The sequence below is a fragment of the Burkholderia orbicola genome, assembly GCF_900100915.1.
GTDB lineage: Bacteria > Pseudomonadota > Gammaproteobacteria > Burkholderiales > Burkholderiaceae > Burkholderia > Burkholderia orbicola.
The window spans coordinates 425,523-449,095 of the sequence record NZ_FNKW01000001.1 but is presented as its reverse complement, the minus strand read 5'-3'; the positions used below and the strand labels follow the sequence as shown (position 1 = coordinate 449,095).

Here is a 23,573-nt window from a genome sequence, read left to right as displayed (position 1 = left end):
TCAAGCGCAGGGGCACGCTAGGCGCTGCCGGCCGCCGCTGCTACAGTCGTCAGGCCCATTCCCTCGAAGCGGAGCGTTCGCGATGAAGCTGATCGGCATGCTGGATTCCCCGTTCGTGCGCCGCGTCGCCATTTCGGCGAAGCTGCTCGACCTGCCGTTCGAACACGAGTCGATCTCGGTGTTTCGTCATATCGAGCGGTTCAGGACGCTCAACCCGGTCGTCAAGGCGCCGACGCTCGTGACCGACGGCGGCGCGACGCTGCTCGATTCGTCGCTGATCGTCGACTATCTCGACCACCTGGCAGCACCTGAGCGGCGCCTGCTGCCCGACGCCGTCGAGGCCCGGCTGCGCGCGCTGGTGCCGATCGGCTTCGCGCTGGCCGCTGCCGAGAAAACCGTGCAGGTCGTCTATGAGCAGGCGCTGCGTCCGTCGGACAAGCAGCACGAGCCGTGGGTCGATCGCGTGCTGAGCCAGCTCGAAGGCGCATACGGCGCGCTGGAGCCGCTGGTCGCGGCCGCCAACGGCTGGTTCGGCGGCGCGCGATTGCTGCAGTCGGACGTGACGGTCGCGGTGGCGTGGCGCTTCACGCAGTTCATGGCGGCCGATTACCCGGTGCTGGCACGGATCGATCCGGCCCGTTATCCGGCGCTCGCCGCGCATTCCGCGCGGGCGGAAGCGTTGCCGGCTTTCGTCGAAACGCCGCTCGTCTAGGTTTCGAAGCGGGGCGCCGGACTGTCGCGCACCGCTGTCGGCCGCCGCTCGCCCTTGTCCGGCAAGCCGCTGCCGATTGTTCTCGGCGGCTGACAAGTGACTTCGCATTCGCGCTGTTTATCCGGAGGCGACCGATCCCTAGAATCCACTCCATCAAATCACGCATTGCCAGATGGAGCCGATGATGAAAGCCCTGATCGAATCGAGCCTGTACCACCCGTCCGTCGTGTTGGCGCTTGCCGGGCTCACGCAGCTGATGGTCGAGCGCGATTTCAATCTCGGCCAGGTCGGGATGATCGTCGCGGCGCGCGGTGCGCAGGCAGCCGTGTCGCGGTCGCGCGCGCTGATCTTCTGCCGTCACTGCGAAGCGCAGGCATGAAGGCGTTCGCGCCGATTGAATGAAAAAAGCCCGGCCGGCGCAAGCCGGTCGGGCGGATCGGGTTCGATCGGGCCCCGGCTTCGGCCGGGGCTTTTTCATTGCGCGACGCTTACGCGCGGGCAGGCGTCGCGACGCCGTAGACCTCCGATTCGTCGTCGTCCTCGCGCAACTGGCGCGCGAGCTGGTGCGCTTCGCGGCGCGTCGCGACGGCCGGCGGCGAGCCCTTCAGCGGCTGGCGCGCGGTTTCGGCGAGCGCGACGACCGACACGATGCCGATCAGCGCGGCGCCCATCATGTAGTACGCGGGCATCATCAGGTTGTGCGTCACGTCGACGAGCCACGCGGTCACCAGCGGCGTCGTGCCGCCGAACAGCGACACCGACACGTTGAAGCCGATCGCGAGCGCGCCGTAGCGGATCTCGGTCGGGAACAGCGCGGGCAGCGCCGACGGCATCACGCCCGTGAAGCACGACAGCAGCACGCCGAGGATCAGCAGGCCGCCGAACACCGACGCCGTGGTGCCCGTGTGGATCAGCATCAGCGACGGGATCGACAGCACCAGCAGGCCGACGCAGCCGGCGAGCATCACCGGCTTGCGGCCGACCTTGTCCGACAGGCGGCCGGCGTACAGCGTCATCGGCATCATCAGCACCATCACGATCAGCACCAGCACGAGGCTGTGCGATTCGTCGAAGTGCAGCGTCGACGACATGAAGCTCGGCAGGTAAGACAGCACCATGTAGTCGGTCACGTTGAAGATCAGCACGAGGCCGACGCACAGCAGCAGCGCACGCCAGTTGCGCAGCAGCGTCTCGCGAAAGCGCGCCTTCGGCACGGCCTTGTCCTGCGCTTCGCGCTCTTCGGCCTGGCGCTTGAACGCCGGCGTTTCCTCGAGCTTCATCCGGATGTACAGACCGATCAGGCCGAGCGGCCCGGCGATCAGGAACGGCACGCGCCAGCCCCACGACAGCAGCGCTTCCTGCGACAGCGACGCGGTGAGCAGTGCGACGACGCCCGCGCCCAGCACATAGCCGATCAGCGTGCCGAATTCGAGGAAGCTGCCCATGAAGCCGCGGCGCTTGTCGGTCGAGAACTCGGCGATGAAAGTGGCCGCGCCGCCGTACTCGCCGCCGGTCGAGAAGCCCTGCACGAGGCGGGCGACGAGCAGCAGGATCGGGGCCATGATGCCGATCGACGCATAGCTCGGGATCAGGCCGATCGCGAAGGTGCCGACGGCCATCATGATCATCGTGGCGGCCAGCACGCGCTGGCGGCCGATGCGATCGCCGAGCGGGCCGAACACCATGCCGCCGAGCGGGCGCACGAGGAACGCGGCCGCGAAGGTGCCGAAGGTCGCGAGCAACTGCGCGGACGGGCTGCTGGACGGGAAGAACACCTTGCCGAGCGTGACGGCGATATAGCTGTAGACGCCGAAGTCGAACCATTCCATCGCATTGCCGATGGCCATTGCGCTGACGGCGCGCTTGAGCAGGCTCTGGTCGACGACGGTGATGTCGTCCGCGGCGAGCGGGGCTTCGCCGGACGACGAAGCGGGGGAAGAGACAGCGGTCGGGCTGACGTGTGTTGCGGTCAAGGTCATGCACTCCTTTGACAGCGCCGGAACGGGCGGGCCGTCCGACACGGTTTGCCGGCGAGCGCGGTGTCGTGTGCTGCGCGTCGGGGCAGACCATTAAGCACTTACTGCATAGAGGGCAGCAAAGGGCCAAGGGGCTGCTTCGACGCGGGCCCGATGGGCCGTCGCGACAGTGCGCTCATGAAGAATGGGCCGCGTGATGCAGGCGGCGGATGCCGGTGCGGACGATGGGTCCGGCGTGCCGGCAACGCCCCGGAGGGGCAGCGAAACGAGAAAAGCGGGCCTGTCGGGCGGGCTTTCCTGTGGATGCAATTTCGATCGAGGCACCGGGCCGCAACGTGCGGACGGACTTCTCTCAAAATCGAAAAGACAGAGATTGAATGTTGAAACAGGCGACATGATAGCACGATGACGGACGATCGTGCAAATTACCCGGAATCGCCCGTCTGGCGGGGCATCCCGGGGAGCTTGCTCAGGTATGATCGGCGGCGCGCGGCGCGGCCGTGCCGGCCGCCGCGACGGGGCTGAATTCGCGAGGAACCGGATGACCGAACTGATGAGGATCGCGGCGCTGTTCGCCGCTACCGCGCTGGCCGAAATCGTCGGCTGCTACCTGCCGTGGCTCGTGCTGAAGGCCGGGCGCCCGGCCTGGCTGCTGGTGCCCGCCGCGCTGTCGCTGGCGCTGTTCGCGTGGCTGCTGACGCTGCATCCGAGCGCGGCAGGGCGCACGTATGCCGCATACGGCGGCGTCTATATCGCGGTGGCGTTGATCTGGCTGCGGGTGGTCGACGGCGTCGCGCTGACCCGCTGGGACGTGGCCGGCGCGGTGCTCGCGCTCGGCGGAATGGCCGTCATCGCGCTGCAGCCGCGCGCCTGAGCGGCGCGGCCGCGGCGCGTGCCGCCTGCATCAGGCTGCTTCGGCGGTATCCGTGTCGGCGGGCTGGCGCCACACGCACGTGCCCTTGACCGACTTGTCGAGCTCGTCGAGCTGAGCCTGGTGCGCGGCCAACTCGTCTTCGCTCGCGGTCACCACGGCCAGGTCGAGCGCGGCGAGCGACACGCGTTTGCCGTTCGCCGCGCCGCCGTCGGCGCCGGCGTCGTCGAGCATGTCGATCACGAGGCTGTCCTGGCCGCGCGTCATCGCGAGATAGACCTCGGCGAGCAGCTCCGAGTCGAGCAGTGCGCCGTGCAGCGTGCGGTGCGCGTTGCTGATGCCGAAGCGGTCGCACAGTGCGTCGAGCGAATTGCGCTTGCCGGGGAACATCTGCTTGGCCTGCACCAGCGTGTCGATCACGCCGCCGCAATGCTCGGTGAACGGCGGCAGGCCGAGCCGCGCGAATTCGGCGTCGAGGAAGCCCAGGTCGAACGGCGCGTTGTGGATGATCAGCTCCGCGTCCTTCACGAAGTCGAGGATCTGGTGGGCGACTTCCGCGAATTTCGGCTTGTCGCTCAAGAATTCGGTCGTGAGGCCGTGCACCGCCAGTGCGCCCGGATCGCTGTCGCGCTCGGGGTTCACGTAGAAGTGCAGGTTGTTGCCGGTGAGCCGTCGGTTCAGCAGTTCGACGCAGCCGATTTCGATGAGGCGGTCGCCCGTGCGGGCGTTCAGGCCGGTGGTTTCGGTATCGAGAATGATCTGGCGCATATCGGGAAAAGCAACGAAAACAGGAGAGGGCGGCCGGGGTTCAGGCGGCCAGCGATTCGACGCCGCGGTTCGCGAGCGCGTCCGCGCGCTCGTTTTCGGGATGGCCCGCGTGACCCTTGACCCAGCGCCACTCGATCTCGTGCTGCGCGACGAGTGCGTCGAGCCGCTTCCACAGGTCGGCATTCTTCACCGGCGTCTTCGCCGCGGTGACCCAGCCTTTCTTCTTCCACCCGTGGATCCACTCGCTGATGCCTTTCTGCACGTATTGCGAGTCGGTATGCACGATCACCCGGCACGGCCGCTTCAGCGCTTCGAGCGCGGCGATCACGCCCATCAGCTCCATGCGGTTGTTGGTCGTGTTCGGCTCGCCGCCGAACAGTTCCTTTTCTTGACTGCCGTAGCGCAGCAGGGCGCCCCAGCCGCCGGGGCCGGGGTTGCCCTTGCAGGCGCCGTCGGTATAGATGTCGATGGTGTCGGTTGTCATGAACGTTCTTGGTGAGTGGTCGGGGAGGCCGCCGGCGTCAGGCCCGGTGCGAGCACGGGCTTCTTCATCTTGATCGGGCCGACGAGGCGCATGCCGCGCACGCGCTTGACGGCCGTCACCATGTAGACGGCGCCGAAGATCGGCCACCAGCGGTCGCCGGCGGCCTCCATGAAGCCGTAGCGGGCCAGCCACTGGTCGGTGGCGAGCGGCGGCCGGTAGCAGCCGAAGCGGCCGCGTTCGAGGTCGAAACCGAGCAGCTTGATCCAGTCCTTGAGCCGGATGAACGCGATCTGGTCGCGCGTGGCCGGCACGAACGGGCGGTTCGCCATGCGCCCGAACGACTGCCGCATGCCCCACAGGCTCAGCGAATTGAAGCCGGTGATCACGAGCTGGCCTTCCGGCATCAGCACGCGCTCGGCCTCGCGCAGCAGGCGGTGCGGGTCGGACGTGAATTCGAGCGTGTGCGGCATCACGATCAGGTCGACGCTCTGCGACTCGAACGGCAGGTCGAGCAGATCGCACCACGTCGTGCTGCGATCGGCGGGCGCGTGGGCCGCCGTGTGTGCTTCGCGCGCCCACGGATACTGGTACGGCGCGCTCGCGCCGCTCGCCGGGTCGAGCACGAGGCCGCGATACGGCATGCGGTTCTCGCGCAGCGCGTCGAGCTGCGGCAGGCCGAGCTGCAGCGCGTGGAAGCCGAAGACGTCGGATACGATCCGGTCGAGCTGCGCCTGCTCCCAGCCCAGCACGTAACGGCCGGGCGGCGAGTCGGTCCAGGCGGGCCAGTCTATAATTTGACGGTCAGACATAACGATGATTGCGCGCCTATGAACGAGCTGGAATACGTGCCGGTTCCGGCATTCGAAGACAACTATATCTGGCTCGTCTCGGACGGCCGCGATGCGATCGCCGTCGACCCGGGTGAAGCCGCGCCCGTACGCCGGGTTCTTGCCGAACGAGGCTGGCGGTTGACCGCTATTTTACTCACGCACCACCACGCCGACCACGTCGGCGGTGTCGAGGCGCTGCAGCATAGCCAACCGGCCGATGTTCCGCTCACCGTTTACGGCCCCGCGGCCGAAGCGATCGGCGTGGTCACGCGGCCGCTGTCGGGCGGCGATCGCGTGACGCTCGACGCGCCCGCGGTCGCATTCGACGTGCTCGACGTGCCGGGCCATACACGCGGCCACATTGCTTACTTTCAGGCGGCCGGTCAAGGCGCGGCCGGGCAGGGCAACGCGGTGCCGCACGTATTCTGCGGCGACACGCTGTTCTCGTGCGGCTGCGGCCGTCTGTTCGAAGGCACGCCCGCGCAGATGCTCGCGTCGCTCGACGCGCTCGCCGCGTTGCCGGGCGACACCCGCGTGCATTGCGCACACGAATACACGCTGTCGAATATCCGCTTCGCGCTCGCGTGCGAGCCGGGCAACGCGGCACTCGCCGCGTGGCGCGACGACGCACAGGCGCTGCGTGCGCGTGGCGTGCCGACGCTGCCCACTACGATCGCGCACGAGCGTGCCGTTAACCCGTTCATGCGGGCCGACAGCGCGGCGATCCATGCGACGCTCGAGGCCGAGCTGCACGAAACGGTGACGGATCGTCTGGCGGCGTTCACGCTGATGCGCGAATGGAAAAACCGGTTCCGGTGACGTTTTCCGGAGGACTCCAAAGCTCAAGCGGCGTCTGTAAAAATTGCTCCAAATGTAGGATTTCGCTGAGTTTTCGGTGTTTTTATTGACGTGAAGCACGCACTTCCGTAGTATCGCCTGCAATTTCCAGCCGTCGGAAGCCGAGATTTTCATGCGACTTATATTGAGTGCGATGGTGGTGCTGCTACTCGCCGCTTGTGCGAGCCAGCCCCCTGTCGCCAACAACGCCGCCGATTCGCAGGCGACGTCCAACTACCTCCGTAAATCAGCCACCGCCAAAGAAACTGTCGACGTCGACAAGCAATCCGTCGGCGACCTGACCACTGCAGACTCCGATCTCTGGGCGCGCATTCGCCGCGGCTTCCAGATGCCCGACCTGCAGAGCGATCTGGTCGACATGCAGACGACCTGGTATACGCAGCGTCCCGATTACGTGCAGCGCATGACCGAGCGCTCGCAGAAATACCTGTATCACATCGTCGAGGAGCTCGAGGCGCGTCACATGCCGACCGAGCTCGCGCTGCTGCCGTTCATCGAGTCCGCGTACAACCCGCAGGCGCTGTCGGTCGCGAAGGCGGCCGGCATGTGGCAGTTCATGCCCGGCACCGGCCGCACGTACAACCTGAAGCGCAACATGTGGCAGGACGAGCGCCGCGACGTGCTCGCGTCGACGAGCGCCGCGCTCGACTACCTGTCCCGCCTGCACGACATGTTCGGCGACTGGTATCTGGCGCTGGCCGCATACAACTGGGGCGAAGGCAACGTGCAGCGCGCGATCGCGCGCAACCAGGCGGCCGGCTTGCCGACCGACTACCAGAACCTGCGGATGCCGAACGAGACGCGCAACTACGTGCCGAAGCTGCAGGCGGTGAAGAACATCATCGCGAGCCCGCAGCAGTACGGCCTGGCGCTGCCGGATATCCCGAACCACCCGTATTTCGTGACGGTCACGACGTCGCGCGACATCGACGTGGCGGTGGCCGCGAAGCTCGCGAACCTGCCGCTCGACGAGTTCCGCTCGCTGAACCCGTCGTTCTCGAAGCCCGTGATCCTCGGCGCGACCGAGCCGCAGATCCTGCTGCCGTTCGACAACGCGTCCGCGTTCGAGAAGAGCCTGAAAGCGTACAACGGCCAGCTGTCGTCGTGGACTACCTACACGGTCAGCGAGCGTGCGCGCCCGGCCGCGATCGCCGAGAAGATCGGCGTCGACGCCGATACGCTGATGTCGGTCAACAAGATTCCGGCCGGCATGCGCCTGAAGCCGGGCTCGACGATCGTCGTGCCGCGCGGCAATGACGACGACGAGGACATCAGCGCCGACGTCGCCGAAAACGGTGCGCTCGCGATGGAGCCGGACGTCCCCGATACGCGCAAGATGCTGATCCGCGTGCGCCGCAAGCAGTCGATGGCGGCGATCGCCGGCCGCTATGGCGTGTCGGTCGGCCAGTTGAAGGCGTGGAACCGTACGCACCGCGATCTCGCGATGCCGGGTCAGGCGCTCGTGCTGCACGTGCCGGTCGGCCGTTCGGTGCCGGCGGAACCCGGTCCGGAGCGGATCGCGACGTCGACGGGCGGTGCGCACATCGAGCGCGCGAGCCTGGCGGTGGGCGGCAAGTCGCACGGCGGCAAGCGCGGCGCCGCGAAGTCGTCGGTCCGGCCGGCGGCGAAGGCCGCGCCCGCGAAAGCCGCGCCGGCCAAGGCCGCCGCGCACAAGGGCAAGAAGAAGTAAGCGGCTGCCGCGCGCAACGTGGCGGCCGGTGAGGCCCGCACGATTGCGCTATCATCCGACGAATTCGACGAAACGCCGTCACCGAGGTGACGGCGTTTTCTTTTGTGCGCGGCGCGGCGTCACGCGTCTTCACATGACAAGGAGAAGCGATGTCGTCGGTGCAGGTGAGGGTGCTCGCGCTGTTCTCGGTCGGGTATTTCGTGTCGTACGTCTTTCGCGGCGTCAATCTGGGCTTCGCGCCGTTCGTCACGCATGAGCTCGGGCTGTCGGCCGCCGATCTCGGCTTGCTCACCAGCCTCTATTTCCTCGGCTTCGCGGGCGCGCAGATCCCGGCCGGCGTGATGCTCGACCACTTCGGCCCGCGGCGCGTGACGGCCGGCATGCTGCTGTTCGCGGCGGCCGGCGCGGCCGTGTTCGGTGCGGCGCATGGCATCGGCACGATGATGGCCGGCCGGCTGCTGATCGGCGTCGGCGTATCGGTCTGTCTCGGTGCGGCGTTCAAGGCGCTCGCGCAGCATTTCCCGGTTGGCCGGCTGCCGCTCGTCAACGGCCTCGTGATGGCCGTGGGCGGCCTCGGCGGCGTGATGGTCGGCTCGCCGCTGACCTGGCTGCTCGGCTGGGCGAGCTGGCGCGCGATCTGTTTCGGCCTCGCGGTGCTGACCGTGGCCGTCGCGGCGTCGATCGGCTTCGGGGCGCCCGATGCGCAGCAGGCGCGTCACCAGGGCGGCCTCGTCAGCCAGTTCAAGGGCACGTGGCACATCCTGACGAGCCGCGCGTTCTGGAAGATTGCGTCGTTCTCCGTCGTCACGCAGGGCGTGTTCTATGCGATGCAGTCGCTGTGGGTGGGCCCGTATCTGCGCGATGTCGGCGGATTCGACGCGCCGCATGCCGCGCGCCTCGTGTCGGTGCTCGGCTTCGCGATGATGGCCGGCTGCGTCGGCTTCGGCGCGGCGGCGCGCGTGCTCGAGCGGCGCGGCGTGTCGGTCTACGCGACGTGCGGCATCGGCATGGCGCTGTTCGTCGCGACGCAGCTCGCGATCGTCGCGCGCGTGCCGTTGCCGCCCGCCGTGCTGTGGGCCGCCTACGGGATGTTCGGCGGCGTGGGCATCCTGACCTACGCGGTGATGGCCGGCCACTTTCCCGCCCATCTGATCGGGCGCGCGAACACGACGCTCACGCTCGTGATCTTCCTGCTGATCTTCGCGTTCCAGATCGGCGTCGGCGCCGTACTGTCGCACTGGCCGGCGGTCGACGGCCGTTATCCGGCCGCCGCGCACTTCACCGCCTGGGGCGTGCTGCTCGCGCTGCAGCTCGCGAGCGCGGTCTGGTACGTCTGGCCCGCGCGCGGCGCTGGCCAAGCGCACTGATCCGGCGGTACGCTGATGCATGGGGCGGCCGCGAAAACAGGGCCGCAGCACGGTGCGCTGCGCCCGCCGCTCGCGGCGCGCGCATGATCGGACGGCCATATCAATTGAAGATAGGGCTATTTTCAGGCTATAATTTGAAAGTTTGTGCTGATCAACCTCGCACCCTAGCGCCTACCTCATTCATCCCGTTCATCCGCCGCACGCCGCCTGCCGGGCGATGCCGCGAAGCCTCGTGCGCCACGCGCCGGGTTCGCGTCTCGACAACGCAGGCCGCGTCCAGCTAGCGACCACGCGCGCCCACGCAGCGCGGCGCTCGCGCGGCAGGGTAAACAGGTCGGCAGCAGGGTGTTCCCCAAGGAGCCTCCCGTGTTGCCGTCTTTTTCTCCCGCCTTGCTTGCACTCGCCGACGGCACGGTCTTTCGTGGTTATTCGATCGGGGCCGAAGGCCATACGATCGGCGAAGTCGTGTTCAATACCGCGATCACCGGCTATCAGGAAATCCTGACTGATCCGAGTTACTCGCGCCAGATCGTCACGCTCACCTATCCGCATATCGGCAACGTCGGCGTCAACGCCGAAGACGTCGAAGCCACGAAAGTCCATGCCGCCGGCCTGATCATCCGTGATCTGCCGACGCTCGCATCGAACTTCCGCATGGACCGCACGCTCGGCGACTACCTGCGCGACGAAGGCGTCGTCGCGATCGCCGGCATCGACACCCGCAAGCTGACCCGCATCCTGCGCGACAAGGGCGCGCAGAGCGGCTGCATCCTGACGGGCTCCGACGACGAAGCGAAGGCGATCGAGCTCGCGCGCTCGTTCGAGGGCCTCGCCGGCATGGATCTCGCGAAGGTCGTGTCGACCACCAAGCCGTTCGAGTGGAAGCAGACGGAATGGCGTCTCGAGGGCGGCTACGGCATGCAGGAAGCGCCGAAGTACCGCGTCGTCGCGTACGACTTCGGCGTCAAGTACAACATCCTGCGCATGCTCGCGGAGCGCGGCTGCCACGTGACGGTGCTGCCGGCCCAGGCGAGCGCGGAAGATGCGCTCGCGCTGAATCCGGACGGCATCTTCCTGTCGAACGGCCCCGGCGACCCCGAGCCGTGCGATTACGCGATCGCGGCCACCAAGGCATTCATCGAGCGCGGCGTGCCGACCTTCGGCATCTGCCTCGGCCATCAGATCATGGGTCTCGCGGTCGGCGCGAAGACACTCAAGATGAAGACGGGCCACCACGGCGCGAACCATCCGGTGAAGGATCTCGGCGACGGCCGGGTCGTGATCACGTCGCAGAACCACGGCTTCGCGGTCGACGCCGATTCGCTGCCGGCCAACGCGCGCGTGACGCACGTGTCGCTGTTCGACGGCACGCTGCAGGGCTTCGAGCTGACCGACAAGCCGGCGTTCTGCTTCCAGGGCCACCCGGAAGCGTCGCCCGGCCCGCACGACATCGGCTATCTGTTCGACCGTTTCACCGCGCTGATGGACGCGGCGAAGCAGCGCAACGCCTGAGTCACTGACGCAACCGAAGAACGGGAGATTCACATCATGTTCGGCCACGCACTCGGCATCACGGATATCTGGACCTACGTGTTCGGCGTGATCTTCATCATCCTGCTGCCGGGGCCGAACTCGATGTACGTGCTGTCGCTTGCCGCGCAGCGCGGCGTGAAGGCCGGCTATCGCGCGGCCTGCGGCGTGTTCGTCGGCGATACCGTGCTGATGGTGCTGTCCGCCGCGGGCGTCGCGTCGCTGCTGAAGGCGAACCCGCTGCTGTTCTCCGTCGTCAAGTACGGCGGCGCCGCCTACCTGCTGTACATCGGCACCGGGATGCTGCGCGGCGCGTGGAGCAAGCTGCGCGCGCGCGGCGATGCGCCGGTCGAGGCGCCGCAGGCGGTCGACGGCGAGCGGCCGTTCCGGAAAGCACTGATCGTGAGCCTGCTGAATCCGAAGGCGATCCTGTTCTTCATCTCGTTCTTCATCCAGTTCGTCGACCCGGCATTCCCGCATCCCGCGCTGTCGTTCGTCGTGCTCGGGGCGATCGCGCAATGCGCGAGCTTCCTGTACCTGAGCACGCTGATCTTCGCGGGGGCGCGGCTCGCCGAGCACTTCCGCCGCCGCCGCAAGCTCGCGGCAGGCGCGGCGAGCAGCGTGGGCGGCCTGTTCATCGGTTTCTCGGTGAAGCTGGCGCTGGCGACCATGAGCTGAGCGCCGCCGGCCGACCCACGACAACGATTACTTATTGAATTCACAAGCCATGCCAAAACGCACAGACATCAAGAGCATCCTCATCATCGGCGCCGGCCCGATCATCATCGGCCAGGCGTGCGAGTTCGACTATTCGGGCGCGCAGGCTTGCAAGGCGTTGCGTGAGGAGGGCTACAAGGTCGTTCTCGTCAACAGCAACCCGGCGACGATCATGACCGACCCGAACACGGCCGACGTGACCTACATCGAGCCGATCACGTGGGAAGTCGTCGCACGCATCATCGAGAAGGAGCGCCCGGACGCGATCCTGCCGACGATGGGCGGCCAGACCGCGCTGAACTGCGCGCTCGACCTGCACCACCACGGCGTGCTCGAGAAGTTCGGCGTCGAGCTGATCGGCGCGTCGCCGGAAGCGATCGACAAGGCGGAAGACCGCCAGAAGTTCAAGGAAGCGATGACCAAGATCGGTCTCGGTTCCGCGAAGTCGGGCATCGCGCACTCGATGGAAGAGGCGACCAAGGTGCACGCCGAGATCATGGCGGAGACGGGCGGCAGCGGCTACCCGGTCGTGATCCGTCCGTCGTTCACGCTCGGTGGCTCGGGCGGCGGCATCGCGTACAACCGCGAAGAGTTCGAAGAGATCTGCAAGCGCGGTCTCGACCTGTCGCCCACGCGCGAGCTGCTGATCGAAGAGTCGCTGCTCGGCTGGAAGGAATACGAGATGGAAGTCGTGCGCGACCGCGCCGACAACTGCATCATCGTCTGCTCGATCGAAAACCTCGACCCGATGGGCGTGCACACCGGCGACTCGATCACGGTAGCGCCTGCGCAGACGCTCACCGACAAGGAATACCAGATCCTGCGTAACGCATCGCTCGCGGTGCTGCGCGAGATCGGCGTCGACACGGGCGGTTCGAACGTGCAGTTCTCGATCAACCCGCGGGACGGCCGCATGGTCGTCATCGAGATGAACCCGCGCGTGTCGCGTTCGTCGGCGCTCGCATCGAAGGCCACCGGCTTCCCGATCGCGAAGGTCGCGGCGAAGCTGGCGGTCGGCTACACGCTCGACGAACTGAAGAACGAAATCACCGGCGGCCAGACGCCCGCGTCGTTCGAGCCGACGATCGACTACGTCGTCACGAAGATTCCGCGTTTCGCGTTCGAGAAGTTCCGCGAAGCCGATTCGCGCCTGACCACGCAGATGAAGTCGGTCGGCGAAGTGATGGCGATCGGCCGCACGTTCCAGGAGTCGTTCCAGAAGGCGCTGCGCGGCCTCGAAGTCGGTGTCGACGGCCTCGACGAGAAGTCGACCAACCGCGACGAGATCGCGATCGAGATCCACGAGCCGGGCCCGGACCGCATCTGGTACGTCGGCGATGCGTTCCGCATCGGCATGACGGCCGAGGAAATCTTCGCTGAAACCGCGATCGATCCGTGGTTCCTCGAGCAGATCGAGCAGATCATCCTGAAGGAAAAGGCGCTGTCGGGCCGCACGCTCGCGTCGCTAACGTTCGACGAGCTGCGCTACCTGAAGCAGAGCGGCTTCTCCGACCGCCGCCTCGCGAAGCTGCTCGGCGCGACGCCGGAAGACGTCCGCAAGCGTCGCGTCGAACTGAACGTGCGCCCGGTCTACAAGCGCGTCGACACGTGCGCGGCCGAGTTCGCGACGAAAACCGCCTACATGTACTCGACCTACGAGGAAGAGTGCGAGGCGCAGCCGACCACGAACAAGAAGATCATGGTGCTGGGCGGCGGCCCGAACCGGATCGGCCAGGGCATCGAGTTCGACTACTGCTGCGTGCACGCGGCGCTCGCGATGCGCGAGGATGGCTATGAAACGATCATGGTCAACTGCAACCCGGAAACGGTGTCGACCGACTACGACACGTCCGACCGCCTGTACTTCGAGCCGCTGACGCTCGAGGACGTGCTCGAGATCGTCGACAAGGAAAAGCCGGTCGGCGTGATCGTCCAGTACGGCGGCCAGACGCCGCTGAAGCTCGCGCTCGACCTCGAGGCGCACGGCGTGCCGATCGTCGGCACGTCGCCGGACATGATCGACGCGGCCGAAGACCGCGAACGCTTCCAGAAGCTGCTGCAGGACCTCGGCCTGCGCCAGCCGCCGAACCGCACCGCGCGCGCCGAAGACGAAGCGCTCGCGCTGGCCGACGAAATCGGCTACCCGCTGGTCGTGCGTCCGTCGTACGTGCTCGGCGGCCGCGCGATGGAAATCGTCCACGAGCCGCGCGACCTCGAGCGCTACATGCGCGAGGCCGTGAAGGTGTCGAACGATTCGCCGGTGCTGCTCGACCGCTTCCTGAACGATGCGATCGAGTGCGACGTCGACTGCATCTGCGACGGCGAAGCCGTGTTCATCGGCGGCGTGATGGAGCACATCGAGCAGGCGGGCGTCCACTCGGGCGATTCGGCATGCTCGCTGCCGCCGTACTCGCTGTCGAAGGAAACCGTGGTCGAACTGAAGCGCCAGACGGGCGCGATGGCGAAGGCGCTGAACGTGGTCGGCCTGATGAACGTGCAGTTCGCGATCCAGCAGGTGCCGCAGGCGGACGGCTCGAAGCAGGACATCATCTACGTGCTGGAAGTGAACCCGCGCGCGTCGCGCACGGTGCCGTACGTGTCGAAGGCGACCAGCCTGCCGCTCGCGAAGATCGCGGCGCGCGCGATGGTCGGCCAGAAGCTCGCGCAGCAGGGCGTGACGAAGGAAGTCGAGCCGCCGTACTTCAGCGTGAAGGAAGCGGTGTTTCCGTTCGTCAAGTTCCCGACCGTCGATCCGGTCCTCGGGCCTGAAATGCGTTCGACCGGCGAAGTGATGGGCGTCGGCCAGACGTTCGGCGAAGCGCTCTTCAAGTCGCAGCTCGCGGCCGGTTCGCGCCTGCCGGAGTCGGGCACGGTGCTGCTGACCGTGATGGACGCGGACAAGCCGAAGGCCGTCGAAGTCGCGCGCATGCTGCACGACCTCGGCTACCCGATCGTCGCGACCAAGGGCACGGCAGCCGCGATCGAAGCGGCCGGCGTGCCGGTGAAAGTCGTGAACAAGGTGAAGGACGGCCGTCCGCACATCGTCGACATGATCAAGAACGGCGAGATCGCACTCGTGTTCACGACGGTCGACGAGACGCGCCAGGCGATCGCCGATTCGCGCTCGATCCGCATGAGCGCGCAGGCGCACAAGGTCACGTACTACACGACGATGTCGGGCGCGCGCGCGGCCGTTGAAGGCTTGCGCTACCTGAAGGATCTGGAAGTCTATGATTTACAAGGTCTTCACGCTCGCCTAAACTAAGCGGTCAGTTACCTGTCGAAGCAACACGTGCCGCGATTAGGCGGTGTTTCCAGTGCATCGGAAGCGCGCTTAATCGCGGTGATTTTTTTTATAGCCGTTTTTAGCGATTGAGCCGTTTATGAGCACCATTCCGTTGACAAAGCGTGGCGCAGAGCAACTGCGCGATGAATTGCAGCGCCTCAAGTCCGTCGAGCGGCCGGCCGTGATCAACGCGATCGCGGAGGCCCGCGCACAGGGCGATCTGTCGGAAAACGCCGAATACGACGCAGCGAAGGAAAAGCAGGGCTTTATCGAGGGCCGCATCGCGGAACTCGAATCCAAGCTGTCCGCCGCGCAAATCATCGATCCCACGGTGCTCGACGCCGATGGCCGCGTGGTGTTCGCCGCGACGGTCGAACTCGAGGATCTCGAGTCGGGCGACACCGTCAAGTACCAGATCGTCGGCGACGACGAAGCCGATATCGATCACGGCCTGATCTCGGTCAGCTCGCCGATCGCGCGCGCGCTGATCGGCAAGTCCGAAGGCGACGTCGCGGCCGTGCAGGCGCCGAGCGGCGTGCGCGAGTACGAAATCATCTCGGTCAGCTACATCTGAAGCGGGGCGACGTGATGCCGCATCGCGTGTTCCGTCTGCTGTCGGCCGTATGGGTCGGCAGCCTGCTGACGATCGGGTATGCGGTCGCGCCCGTATTGTTCAAGACGCTGGAACGGATGACGGCCGGTTCGGTCGCCGCCCAGCTGTTCCGTATCGAGGCGATCCTCGGCGTCGTGTGCGGCGTGCTGCTGCTCGCGTTGTCGAATCAGCAGGTGCGGCGCGGCAGCAGCGAGTATCGCCGCGTGCGCTGGATCGTCGCCGCGATGGTCGTATGCGTGCTGGTCGGGTATTTTGCGCTGCAGCCGTTCATGAACGCGCTGCGCGTGGCCGCGATGGATGCGGGCACCGATATCGCGAATTCGCCGTATGCGAGCCGCTTCGGGATGCTGCACGGCGTCTCGAGCGTGTTCTATCTCGTCGAAAGCGTGCTGGGGCTGATGCTGATCTGGCGTCTGCCGGCGCGCGACGCCTGAGCGCTCGTCGTTGCGCGTTGCGCAACGACGGGGCAGGGCGGCACGGGAATCCGTGCCGCACCGGCGTGTTACTTGTCCTGGAACGGCCGCTTGGTGCTGGCCTGGCGCTTTTTCGCACGCTTCACGGTGCCGCCTGCCGTCACGCGTTCGTTGCCGCGCACCGTGACCTTCACCGGCCTCGGACGGCGCACGGGGCTCGCGTTCGGCGACACCTTGACGACCTTCACGGTGCGCGGGGCGCGGCCTTTCTTGTCGTCGGCGGCTTCTGCCGCGCTGGGCAGCGCACCGGCACGGCGACCGCGGGCCGGGGCCGCTGCGGCTTCGGGCCTCCAGATCACCAGCAGCTTGCCGATATGCTGAATCGGGGCCGCGTTCAAGCGGTCGCAGATATCGTCGTAGATCGCGATCCGTTCGTCGCGCTCGTCGCCGAACACGCGGATCTTGATCAGTTGGTGCGCGTCGAGGTGCACCTTGATTTCCTTCAGCACGGCGTCGGTCAGCCCTTCGGCGCCGATCAGCACGACGGGCTTGAGCGCATGGGCCTGGGAGCGCAGCGCGGAGCGCTCGGCGGGAGAAAGCGAAAGGGCGGGCATGGAAATGTCGAAATCTAAATAAGGGCGCGCTGACTGAAAAGCGATCGCGGGACGTTCGCGCGTCAGCCGTGCGCCGAAACCACGTAAAATCGCGGCTTGGGCCTGAAAAGGGGCCGCAGCCGCGCGAAGAAGACGCGTATTATCCGCTAAAAGCGCGGCTTCACGAAGCAATTGGCAGCAATCTCTCTCTCGAATGGCAAAAAACCGCTTCAACCAGCACTGGCTGCACGACCACATCAACGACCCGTACGTCAAAATGGCGCAGCGGGAGGGCTATCGCGCGCGCGCCGCGTACAAGCTGAAGGAAATCGACGAGCAGGACAAGCTGATCCGTCCCGGCCAGGTGATCGTCGATCTCGGCGCCACGCCGGGCAGCTGGAGCCAGTATGCCCGCAACAAGCTCGCGCAGGGCAAGAAGCGTGACGCGGAGCGCGAAGGCGGCATCGACGGCACGATCGTTGCGCTCGACATCCTGCCGATGGAGCCGATCGCCGACGTCCACTTCCTGCAGGGCGACTTCCGCGAGGACGACGTCCTCCACCAGCTCGAAGAAGTGCTCGAAGGCCGCGCGGTGGACCTTGTTATTTCCGACATGGCCCCCAACCTCTCCGGCGTGGCCTCGGCGGACGCGGCGCGCATCGAGCATCTCTGCGATCTGGCGCTCGAATTCGCGCAGAACCATCTGAAGCCGGACGGTGCGCTGCTCGTGAAGTGTTTTCACGGCAGCGGCTACAGCCAAATCGTCGAGAAGTTCAAACAGCAGTTTAAGGTTGTCGCGCCGCGCAAGCCCAAGGCATCCCGCGACAAATCGTCCGAAACGTTCATTTTGGGTCGGCAGCTGAAGCATCCGCGCTGATGCGGAGTGCGGTGCCGCAAACGGGCTCCGGCCCTTGCCAGACAAGCGAAGCGCTATCGCGGCGGTTGTCAATGCTTATGGCGGGGGTGGTCGGACTGGATTAGAATGACCGAGGGGCGCCGCAAGGAAAATGTAGGCGCTCGTCTACGAGTGAAGGAGTGGTGCTTTGAACAACAATATGTTTTCGAAGGCAGCGGTGTGGCTGGTGATCGCACTGGTGCTGTTTACGGTGTTCAAGCAGTTCGACAAGCCCCGCGTCCAGGAAGGCGTGTCCTATTCGCAGTTCATGGACGACGCCAAGAACGGCAAGGTCAAGAACGTCATCGTTCAGGGGCGCAACCTCACCGTCACTCCGGCTGATGGCCAGAAATACCAGATCGTGTCGCCCGGCGACATCTGGATGGTCGGCGATCTGATGAAGTACGGCGTGCAGGTCAGCGGCAAGGCCGACGACGAGCCGAACGCGCTGATGTCCGCGCTGTACTATCTCGGGCCGACGATCCTGATCATCGTGTTCTGGTTCTACATGATGAGGCAGATGCAGGGAGGCGGCAAAGGCGGCGCATTCTCGTTCGGGAAATCGCGTGCGCGGCTGATCGACGAGAACAACAACGCGGTGAACTTCTCCGACGTCGCGGGCTGCGACGAAGCGAAGGAAGAAGTGTCCGAGCTCGTCGACTTCCTGCGCGATCCGCAGAAATTCCAGAAGCTGGGCGGCCGCATTCCGCGCGGCGTGCTGCTGGTCGGCCCTCCGGGTACCGGCAAGACGCTGCTCGCCCGCGCGATCGCGGGTGAAGCGAAGGTGCCGTTCTTCAGCATCTCGGGTTCGGACTTCGTCGAAATGTTCGTCGGCGTCGGCGCGGCCCGTGTGCGCGACATGTTCGAGCAGGCGAAGAAGCATGCACCGTGCATCGTGTTCATCGACGAAATCGACGCGGTCGGCCGTCATCGCGGCGCCGGCATGGGCGGCGGCAACGACGAGCGCGAACAGACGCTGAACCAGATGCTCGTCGAGATGGACGGCTTCGAGGCGAATTCGGGCGTGATCGTGATCGCCGCGACCAACCGTTCCGACGTGCTCGACAAGGCGCTGCTGCGTCCGGGCCGTTTCGACCGCCAGGTCTATGTCGGCCTGCCGGACATCCGCGGCCGCGAGCAGATCATGCGCGTGCACCTGCGCAAGGTGCCGATCGCGAACGACGTCGACGCGGCGGTCATCGCACGCGGCACGCCGGGCTTCTCGGGCGCCGATCTCGCGAATCTCGTGAACGAGGCTGCGCTGTTCGCCGCCCGTCGCGGCAAGCGCATCGTCGAGATGCAGGATTTCGAGGACGCGAAGGACAAGATCTTCATGGGTCCGGAGCGCAAGTCGGCCGTGATCCGCGAGGAAGCGAAGCGCGCCACCGCTTATCACGAGTCGGGCCACGCGGTGATCGCGAAGCTGTTGCCGAAGGCCGACCCGGTGCACAAGGTCACGATCATCCCGCGCGGTCGCGCGCTGGGCGTCACGTGGCAGTTGCCGGAGCATGACAACGAGACGTATTCGAAGGACTACCTGCTGGACCGCCTTGCGATCCTGTTCGGTGGCCGGGTGGCCGAAGAGCTGTTCATGAACCTGGTCAGCACCGGCGCATCGGACGACTTCAACAAGGCCACGCAGACCGCGCGTGCGATGGTGGCCCGTTTCGGCATGACCGACGCACTCGGGCCGATGGTCTACGTCGACGACGAGAACGATGCGTCGCCGTTCGGCCGCGGCTTCACGCGCACGATCTCGGAAGCGACGCAGCAGAAGGTCGACTCGGAAATCCGCCGCGTGCTGGACGAACAGTACAACCTCGCACGCCGCCTGCTCGAAGACAACCGCGACAAGGTCGAGGCGATGACGGCCGCACTGATGGAGTGGGAGACGATCGACGCCGATCAGATCAACGACATCATGGAAGGCCGTCCGCCGCGCTCGCCGAAGAGCTCGCCGGCTGTCGGCGGCGATTCGTCGGGCGGCGGCAGCGCCGAGGTCAAGCCCGGCAGCGCGCCGGCGCCGGCTACGCCGGCGGCATAATCTCCGCTTTAACGCCGTTCACGGGCTGGTGTGGCTTCACACCGGCCCGTTTTGCATTCATCCACGCCCGTTGCTCGTGTCCGATTCCGCTGTGTCCCCATTCATTCCCGCTCCGCTCCAGTGCGGCCGCTTCGAACTGACGTTCGAACGCCCGCTCGTGATGGGCATCCTCAACGCCACGCCCGATTCGTTCTCCGACGGCGGCCGCTTCCTCGCGCGCGACGATGCGCTGCGCCAGGCCGAGCGGATGATCGCCGACGGCGCGGACCTGCTCGACATCGGCGGCGAATCGACACGCCCCGGTGCGCCGCCGGTGCCGCTCGACGAGGAGCTCGCGCGCGTGATTCCGCTCGTCGAGGCGCTGCGGCCGCTCAACGTGCCGCTGTCGATCGATACCTACAAGCCGGCCGTGATGCGCGCGGCGCTGGCCGCCGGCGCGGATCTGATCAACGACATCTGGGGGTTCCGCCAGCCGGGCGCGATCGATGCGGTGCGCGACGGCAACAGCGGCCTGTGCGCGATGCACATGCTCGGCGAGCCGCAGACGATGCAGGTCGGCGAGCCCGACTACGGCGACGTCGTGACCGACGTGCGCGATTTTCTCGCTGCGCGCGCCGAGGCGCTGCGCGACGCTGGGGTGGCGGCGGAGCGCATCTGCGTCGACCCCGGCTTCGGGTTCGGCAAGGCGGTCGTCGACGACAACTATGCGCTGCTGGCCGCGTTGCCGGACACGGCGCCCGCGCGCCCCGACGGGCGCGCTTATCCGATTCTCGCGGGCATGTCGCGCAAGTCGATGCTCGGTGCGGTGATCGGCGGCAAGCCGCCGATGGAACGCGTCGCGGCGAGCGTGGCGGCCGCGGTGTGCGCGGTCGAGCGGGGCGCCGCGATCGTGCGCGTGCACGACGTCGCGGCGACGGTCGATGCGCTGAAAGTATGGAATACCGTGCGCGCAGCCGCACGGCAACGATAAGCAAGTCAGAAAGACGAAAGACGAAGGAGGAAGGACTCATGGGACGTCGATATTTCGGCACGGACGGCATTCGCGGCACGGTGGGCGAAGCGCCCATCACGCCGGATTTCGTATTGCGCCTCGGCTACGCGGCCGGCAAGGTACTGGCCGGCTCGGCCGACGTCGCGGCAGGCTCGCGTCCGACGGTGCTGATCGGCAAGGACACGCGCGTGTCGGGCTACATGCTCGAAGCCGCGCTCGAGGCCGGATTCTCGGCGGCCGGCGTCGACGTGATGCTGGCTGGCCCGATGCCGACGCCCGGCGTCGCGTACCTGACGCGTGCGCTGCGTCTGTCGGCCGGTGTGGTGATCAGCGCGTCGCACAACCCTTATCACGACAACGGGATCAAGTTTTTCTCGGCTGACGGCAACAAGCTGCCCGACGACACCGAAGCCGCGATCGAAGCGTGGCTCGACAAGCCGCTCGAATGCGCGCCGTCCGACGGGCTCGGCAAGGCGCGTCGCCTCGACGACGCGGCCGGCCGCTACATCGAGTTCTGCAAGAGCACGTTCCCGGCCGCGTTCGACCTGCGCGGCCTGAAGCTCGTGATCGATTGCGCGCACGGCGCCGCGTACCAGATTGCACCGCACGTGTTCCACGAACTCGGCGCGGACGTCATCCCGATCGGTGTCGCGCCGAACGGCTTCAACATCAACGACGGCGTCGGCGCGACCGCGCCGGACGCGCTGGTGCGCGCGGTGCGGGCGAACCATGCCGATCTCGGCATCGCGCTCGACGGCGACGCCGACCGCCTGCAGGTCGTCGACGCGACCGGCCGCCTGTACAACGGCGACGAACTGCTCTACGTGCTCGTGAAGGACCGGATCGCGACCGACGGCAAGGTCGACGGCGCGGTCGGCACGCTGATGACGAACCTCGCGGTCGAAGTCGCGCTGCAGCGCGAGGGCGTGAAGTTCGTCCGTGCGGCGGTCGGCGACCGCTACGTGCTCGAGCAGTTGCGCGAGCACGGCTGGCAGCTCGGCGCGGAAGGGTCGGGCCACATCCTGTCGCTCGACCGGCATTCGACCGGCGACGGCATCGTGTCGGCGCTGCTCGTGCTGGCGGCGCTCAAGCGCAGCGGCCGCACGCTTGCGCAGGTGCTCGACGGCGTCACGCTGTTCCCGCAGAAGCTGATCAACGTGCGGATGAAGCCGGGCGCCGACTGGAAGGGCAGCGCGTCGATTCGCGCCGCGATCGATGCCGCCGAAGCCGCGCTCGCCGGCAGCGGCCGCGTGCTGATCCGCGCATCGGGCACGGAGCCCGTGCTGCGCGTGATGGTCGAAGCGCAGCAGGCGGCCGATGCGGTGCTCCATGCGGAGACGATCGCCGACGCGGTGCGGGCGGCAACGGCCTGACCAGCGGCAAGCGCGCGCGGCGGTCCGGCCGCTCGCGCGCCGGCTTCCGGCGAATTCGCATGCGGCGCCTTCGGGCGCCGTCGTTTTTGTCAGACGCAAAGGTTTGCCATACCTATAAGTAACGCACTTCGGCAAACGCATTATTCCGATCTCATCAGGTATCCGACCCCACGATTTCAGCGACCGCGAAACCGGCTTCCCGCCCGGCTGACGCTGCGCTACGATGCGTCAGCACGCCCTCGAAGACAGGCGTCGTCCCCATCCCTCCGCGCCAGGCAATTCTTGCCGCCACCGCCGCTCCGGCGTCCCGACGCGCCGCCCGATATTCCCTTTCAACCAGTCATGTTACTGTCACGCCAGTTTCATCGATTGTCACATTACCGTCATGAGCAGCCCCTAACCTTCGCGGTGCCGTAGTCATCCGCTCACACACTGGAGGTCTCATGAAATTGATGCAAACCGCGATTGCCGGCCTGGCTGGCGCGCTTTTCGCCGTCGCCGCCCACGCTGCCGACATCACGGGCGCAGGTAGCACGTTCGCGATGCCGATCTATACGAAATGGGCTGCCGACTACCAGCAGTCCGGCGGTTCGAAGGTCAACTACCAGGGCATCGGCTCGTCGGGCGGCCTGAAGCAGATCGTCGCGAAGACGGTCGATTTTGCCGGTTCGGACGCTCCGCTGAAGGATGAAGAACTCGCGAAGGAAGGCCTGTTCCAGTTCCCGACGGTGGTCGGCGGCGTGGTGCCGGTCGTCAACGTGCCGGGCGTGAAGGCCGGCGAACTGACGCTGTCGGGCCCGGTGCTCGGCGACATCTACCTCGGCAAGATCAAGAAGTGGAACGATCCGGCGATCGCCGCGCTGAACCCGAAGGTCAAGCTGCCGGATACGGACATCGCCGTGGTCCGCCGCGCTGACGGCTCGGGCACGAGCTTCATCTGGACGAACTACCTGTCGAAGGTCAACGACGAGTGGAAGTCGAAGATCGGCGAAGGCACGACGGTCAACTGGCCGACGGGCACGGGCGGCAAGGGCAACGACGGCGTCGCGGCCTTCGTGCAGCGCCTGCCGGGCGCGATCGGCTACGTCGAGTGGGCGTACGCGAAGAAGAACAACATGACCTACACTGCGCTGAAGAATTCGACGGGCACGGTGGTCGAGCCGAAGACGGAAACGTTCAAGGCCGCAGCAGCAGGCGCGAACTGGTCGAAGTCGTTCTACCAGATCCTGACGAACCAGCCGGGCAAGGAAGCGTGGCCGGTCGTCGGCGCGACGTTCGTGCTGCTGCACGCGAAGCAGGACAAGCCGGAGCAGGGCGCGGAAACGCTGAAGTTCTTCAGCTGGGCGTTCAAGAACGGCGAGAAGGCTGCCGACAGCCTCGACTACATCTCGCTGCCGGCGACGGTCGAGACGGAAATCCGCAAGCAGTGGAAGACGAAGGTGACGGACGCTTCGGGCAAGCCGGTCGCCGCCGAGTAAGCCATCCAGCGGTTCGCTGCCCGGCCGTGCCGGTCGGGCAGTGTGTGCGGTAAAGCCGGGCGTTACGGCGCCCGGCGATCAAAA

General features: G+C 66.5%; 21 protein-coding genes. 16 read left to right on the top strand and 5 right to left on the bottom strand.

The features are described 5' to 3' along the window. Nucleotides 1-82: 82 nt before the first annotated feature. Both BLS50_RS02020 and BLS50_RS02015 read left to right on the top strand, forming a co-directional pair. A complete protein-coding gene (locus BLS50_RS02020; protein WP_074800356.1) occupies nucleotides 83-712 on the top strand; it encodes a glutathione S-transferase family protein in 630 nt (209 codons plus the stop codon). A gap of 172 nt (nucleotides 713-884) precedes the next feature. After that, nucleotides 885-1,091 (top strand): hypothetical protein, encoded by a 207-nt coding sequence (locus BLS50_RS02015; RefSeq protein ID WP_006476356.1) that lies wholly within the window; start codon nucleotides 885-887, stop codon nucleotides 1,089-1,091. A gap of 109 nt (nucleotides 1,092-1,200) precedes the next feature. On the opposite strand, the gene proP is transcribed toward BLS50_RS02015, so the two are convergent. After that, nucleotides 1,201-2,691: a glycine betaine/L-proline transporter ProP gene (gene proP / locus BLS50_RS02010; RefSeq protein ID WP_011694245.1), complete on the bottom strand. Its 1,491-nt coding sequence runs from the start codon at nucleotides 2,689-2,691 to the stop codon at nucleotides 1,201-1,203. A 538-nt stretch (nucleotides 2,692-3,229) separates the two neighbouring features. Here proP and BLS50_RS02000 point away from each other — a divergent pair. Further along, nucleotides 3,230-3,562 carry a YnfA family protein gene (locus BLS50_RS02000; RefSeq protein WP_011545077.1) on the top strand — a complete coding sequence of 111 codons (333 nt, stop codon included), beginning with the start codon at nucleotides 3,230-3,232 and terminating at the stop codon, nucleotides 3,560-3,562. 30 nt (nucleotides 3,563-3,592) lie between these two features. Here the strand turns inward: BLS50_RS02000 and dnaQ are convergent, their stop codons facing one another. The 3 genes from dnaQ to BLS50_RS01985 are packed head-to-tail and all read right to left on the bottom strand — an operon-like array spanning nucleotide 3,593 to nucleotide 5,620. Next, a complete protein-coding gene (gene dnaQ / locus BLS50_RS01995) occupies nucleotides 3,593-4,327 on the bottom strand; it encodes a DNA polymerase III subunit epsilon (protein ID WP_011545078.1) in 735 nt (244 codons plus the stop codon). 40 nt (nucleotides 4,328-4,367) lie between these two features. Next, the gene (gene rnhA, locus BLS50_RS01990; RefSeq protein WP_006476352.1) at nucleotides 4,368-4,811 is read right to left on the bottom strand and encodes a ribonuclease HI; all 444 of its coding nucleotides are present in this window, start codon (nucleotides 4,809-4,811) and stop codon (nucleotides 4,368-4,370) included. Next, nucleotides 4,808-5,620, bottom strand: coding sequence for a class I SAM-dependent methyltransferase (locus BLS50_RS01985; protein ID WP_011545079.1), 813 nt, complete (start codon nucleotides 5,618-5,620; stop codon nucleotides 4,808-4,810). Before BLS50_RS01985 ends, rnhA begins: the two co-directional genes overlap by 4 nt. 18 nt (nucleotides 5,621-5,638) lie before the next feature. On the opposite strand from BLS50_RS01985, the gene gloB reads away from it, so the two are divergent. The 8 genes from gloB to BLS50_RS01940 all read left to right on the top strand — a co-directional run bounded on the left by gloB (nucleotide 5,639) and on the right by BLS50_RS01940 (nucleotide 16,136). Then, nucleotides 5,639-6,460 carry a hydroxyacylglutathione hydrolase gene (gloB, locus tag BLS50_RS01980; RefSeq protein ID WP_011545080.1) on the top strand — a complete coding sequence of 274 codons (822 nt, stop codon included), beginning with the start codon at nucleotides 5,639-5,641 and terminating at the stop codon, nucleotides 6,458-6,460. A 151-nt stretch (nucleotides 6,461-6,611) separates the two neighbouring features. Next, nucleotides 6,612-8,189 carry a transglycosylase SLT domain-containing protein gene (locus tag BLS50_RS01975; protein WP_074800353.1) on the top strand — a complete coding sequence of 526 codons (1,578 nt, stop codon included), beginning with the start codon at nucleotides 6,612-6,614 and terminating at the stop codon, nucleotides 8,187-8,189. 149 nt (nucleotides 8,190-8,338) lie between these two features. Next, nucleotides 8,339-9,556 carry an MFS transporter gene (locus BLS50_RS01970; protein ID WP_074800350.1) on the top strand — a complete coding sequence of 406 codons (1,218 nt, stop codon included), beginning with the start codon at nucleotides 8,339-8,341 and terminating at the stop codon, nucleotides 9,554-9,556. Nucleotides 9,557-9,922: 366 nt separating this feature from the next. Beyond that, nucleotides 9,923-11,068: a glutamine-hydrolyzing carbamoyl-phosphate synthase small subunit gene (gene carA / locus BLS50_RS01960; protein WP_023475510.1), complete on the top strand. Its 1,146-nt coding sequence runs from the start codon at nucleotides 9,923-9,925 to the stop codon at nucleotides 11,066-11,068. 36 nt (nucleotides 11,069-11,104) lie between these two features. Next, the gene (leuE, locus tag BLS50_RS01955) at nucleotides 11,105-11,764 is read left to right on the top strand and encodes a leucine efflux protein LeuE (RefSeq protein ID WP_011545084.1); all 660 of its coding nucleotides are present in this window, start codon (nucleotides 11,105-11,107) and stop codon (nucleotides 11,762-11,764) included. 49 nt (nucleotides 11,765-11,813) lie between these two features. Continuing rightward, nucleotides 11,814-15,068 carry a carbamoyl-phosphate synthase large subunit gene (carB, locus tag BLS50_RS01950; protein ID WP_074800347.1) on the top strand — a complete coding sequence of 1,085 codons (3,255 nt, stop codon included), beginning with the start codon at nucleotides 11,814-11,816 and terminating at the stop codon, nucleotides 15,066-15,068. 118 nt (nucleotides 15,069-15,186) lie between these two features. Beyond that, nucleotides 15,187-15,663, top strand: a complete 477-nt coding sequence (greA, locus tag BLS50_RS01945; protein WP_006476345.1) for a transcription elongation factor GreA — start codon at nucleotides 15,187-15,189, stop codon at nucleotides 15,661-15,663. 14 nt (nucleotides 15,664-15,677) lie between these two features. After that, nucleotides 15,678-16,136, top strand: a complete 459-nt coding sequence (locus tag BLS50_RS01940) for a DUF4149 domain-containing protein (RefSeq protein ID WP_006497614.1) — start codon at nucleotides 15,678-15,680, stop codon at nucleotides 16,134-16,136. A gap of 68 nt (nucleotides 16,137-16,204) precedes the next feature. On the opposite strand, the gene BLS50_RS01935 is transcribed toward BLS50_RS01940, so the two are convergent. Then, nucleotides 16,205-16,729, bottom strand: a complete 525-nt coding sequence (locus tag BLS50_RS01935) for a YhbY family RNA-binding protein (RefSeq protein WP_069232448.1) — start codon at nucleotides 16,727-16,729, stop codon at nucleotides 16,205-16,207. A 193-nt stretch (nucleotides 16,730-16,922) separates the two neighbouring features. Here BLS50_RS01935 and BLS50_RS01930 point away from each other — a divergent pair, with 193 nt between their 5' ends. The 5 genes from BLS50_RS01930 (at nucleotide 16,923) to pstS (ending at nucleotide 23,489) form a co-directional block, all read left to right on the top strand. Beyond that, nucleotides 16,923-17,585: an RlmE family RNA methyltransferase gene (locus BLS50_RS01930; protein ID WP_006476343.1), complete on the top strand. Its 663-nt coding sequence runs from the start codon at nucleotides 16,923-16,925 to the stop codon at nucleotides 17,583-17,585. A 166-nt stretch (nucleotides 17,586-17,751) separates the two neighbouring features. Continuing rightward, nucleotides 17,752-19,647: an ATP-dependent zinc metalloprotease FtsH gene (gene ftsH / locus BLS50_RS01925; protein WP_011694248.1), complete on the top strand. Its 1,896-nt coding sequence runs from the start codon at nucleotides 17,752-17,754 to the stop codon at nucleotides 19,645-19,647. A gap of 76 nt (nucleotides 19,648-19,723) precedes the next feature. Further along, complete coding sequence (gene folP / locus BLS50_RS01920) at nucleotides 19,724-20,617, top strand: dihydropteroate synthase (RefSeq protein WP_436407791.1); 894 nt, start codon at nucleotides 19,724-19,726, stop codon at nucleotides 20,615-20,617. A gap of 38 nt (nucleotides 20,618-20,655) precedes the next feature. Next, nucleotides 20,656-22,011 carry a phosphoglucosamine mutase gene (glmM, locus tag BLS50_RS01915; RefSeq protein ID WP_074800342.1) on the top strand — a complete coding sequence of 452 codons (1,356 nt, stop codon included), beginning with the start codon at nucleotides 20,656-20,658 and terminating at the stop codon, nucleotides 22,009-22,011. A 443-nt stretch (nucleotides 22,012-22,454) separates the two neighbouring features. Continuing rightward, a complete protein-coding gene (gene pstS / locus BLS50_RS01905) occupies nucleotides 22,455-23,489 on the top strand; it encodes a phosphate ABC transporter substrate-binding protein PstS (RefSeq protein ID WP_006490565.1) in 1,035 nt (344 codons plus the stop codon). The last annotated feature ends 84 nt before the right edge of the window (nucleotides 23,490-23,573 follow it).

Excerpts from the sequence above, each read along its gene's own strand:
- BLS50_RS02020 (WP_074800356.1), top strand. The coding sequence starts at position 83 with ATGAAGCTGATCGGCATGCTGGATTCCCCGTTCGTGCGCCGCGTCGCC.
- BLS50_RS02015 (WP_006476356.1), top strand. The coding sequence starts at position 885 with ATGGAGCCGATGATGAAAGCCCTGATCGAATCGAGCCTGTACCACCCG.
- proP (WP_011694245.1), bottom strand. The coding sequence starts at position 2,691 with ATGACCTTGACCGCAACACACGTCAGCCCGACCGCTGTCTCTTCCCCC.
- BLS50_RS02000 (WP_011545077.1), top strand. The coding sequence starts at position 3,230 with ATGACCGAACTGATGAGGATCGCGGCGCTGTTCGCCGCTACCGCGCTG.
- dnaQ (WP_011545078.1), bottom strand. The coding sequence starts at position 4,327 with ATGCGCCAGATCATTCTCGATACCGAAACCACCGGCCTGAACGCCCGC.
- rnhA (WP_006476352.1), bottom strand. The coding sequence starts at position 4,811 with ATGACAACCGACACCATCGACATCTATACCGACGGCGCCTGCAAGGGC.
- BLS50_RS01985 (WP_011545079.1), bottom strand. The coding sequence starts at position 5,620 with ATGTCTGACCGTCAAATTATAGACTGGCCCGCCTGGACCGACTCGCCG.
- gloB (WP_011545080.1), top strand. The coding sequence starts at position 5,639 with ATGAACGAGCTGGAATACGTGCCGGTTCCGGCATTCGAAGACAACTAT.
- BLS50_RS01975 (WP_074800353.1), top strand. The coding sequence starts at position 6,612 with ATGCGACTTATATTGAGTGCGATGGTGGTGCTGCTACTCGCCGCTTGT.
- BLS50_RS01970 (WP_074800350.1), top strand. The coding sequence starts at position 8,339 with ATGTCGTCGGTGCAGGTGAGGGTGCTCGCGCTGTTCTCGGTCGGGTAT.
- leuE (WP_011545084.1), top strand. The coding sequence starts at position 11,105 with ATGTTCGGCCACGCACTCGGCATCACGGATATCTGGACCTACGTGTTC.
- carB (WP_074800347.1), top strand. The coding sequence starts at position 11,814 with ATGCCAAAACGCACAGACATCAAGAGCATCCTCATCATCGGCGCCGGC.
- greA (WP_006476345.1), top strand. The coding sequence starts at position 15,187 with ATGAGCACCATTCCGTTGACAAAGCGTGGCGCAGAGCAACTGCGCGAT.
- BLS50_RS01940 (WP_006497614.1), top strand. The coding sequence starts at position 15,678 with ATGCCGCATCGCGTGTTCCGTCTGCTGTCGGCCGTATGGGTCGGCAGC.
- BLS50_RS01935 (WP_069232448.1), bottom strand. The coding sequence starts at position 16,729 with ATGCCCGCCCTTTCGCTTTCTCCCGCCGAGCGCTCCGCGCTGCGCTCC.
- BLS50_RS01930 (WP_006476343.1), top strand. The coding sequence starts at position 16,923 with ATGGCAAAAAACCGCTTCAACCAGCACTGGCTGCACGACCACATCAAC.
- glmM (WP_074800342.1), top strand. The coding sequence starts at position 20,656 with ATGGGACGTCGATATTTCGGCACGGACGGCATTCGCGGCACGGTGGGC.
- pstS (WP_006490565.1), top strand. The coding sequence starts at position 22,455 with ATGAAATTGATGCAAACCGCGATTGCCGGCCTGGCTGGCGCGCTTTTC.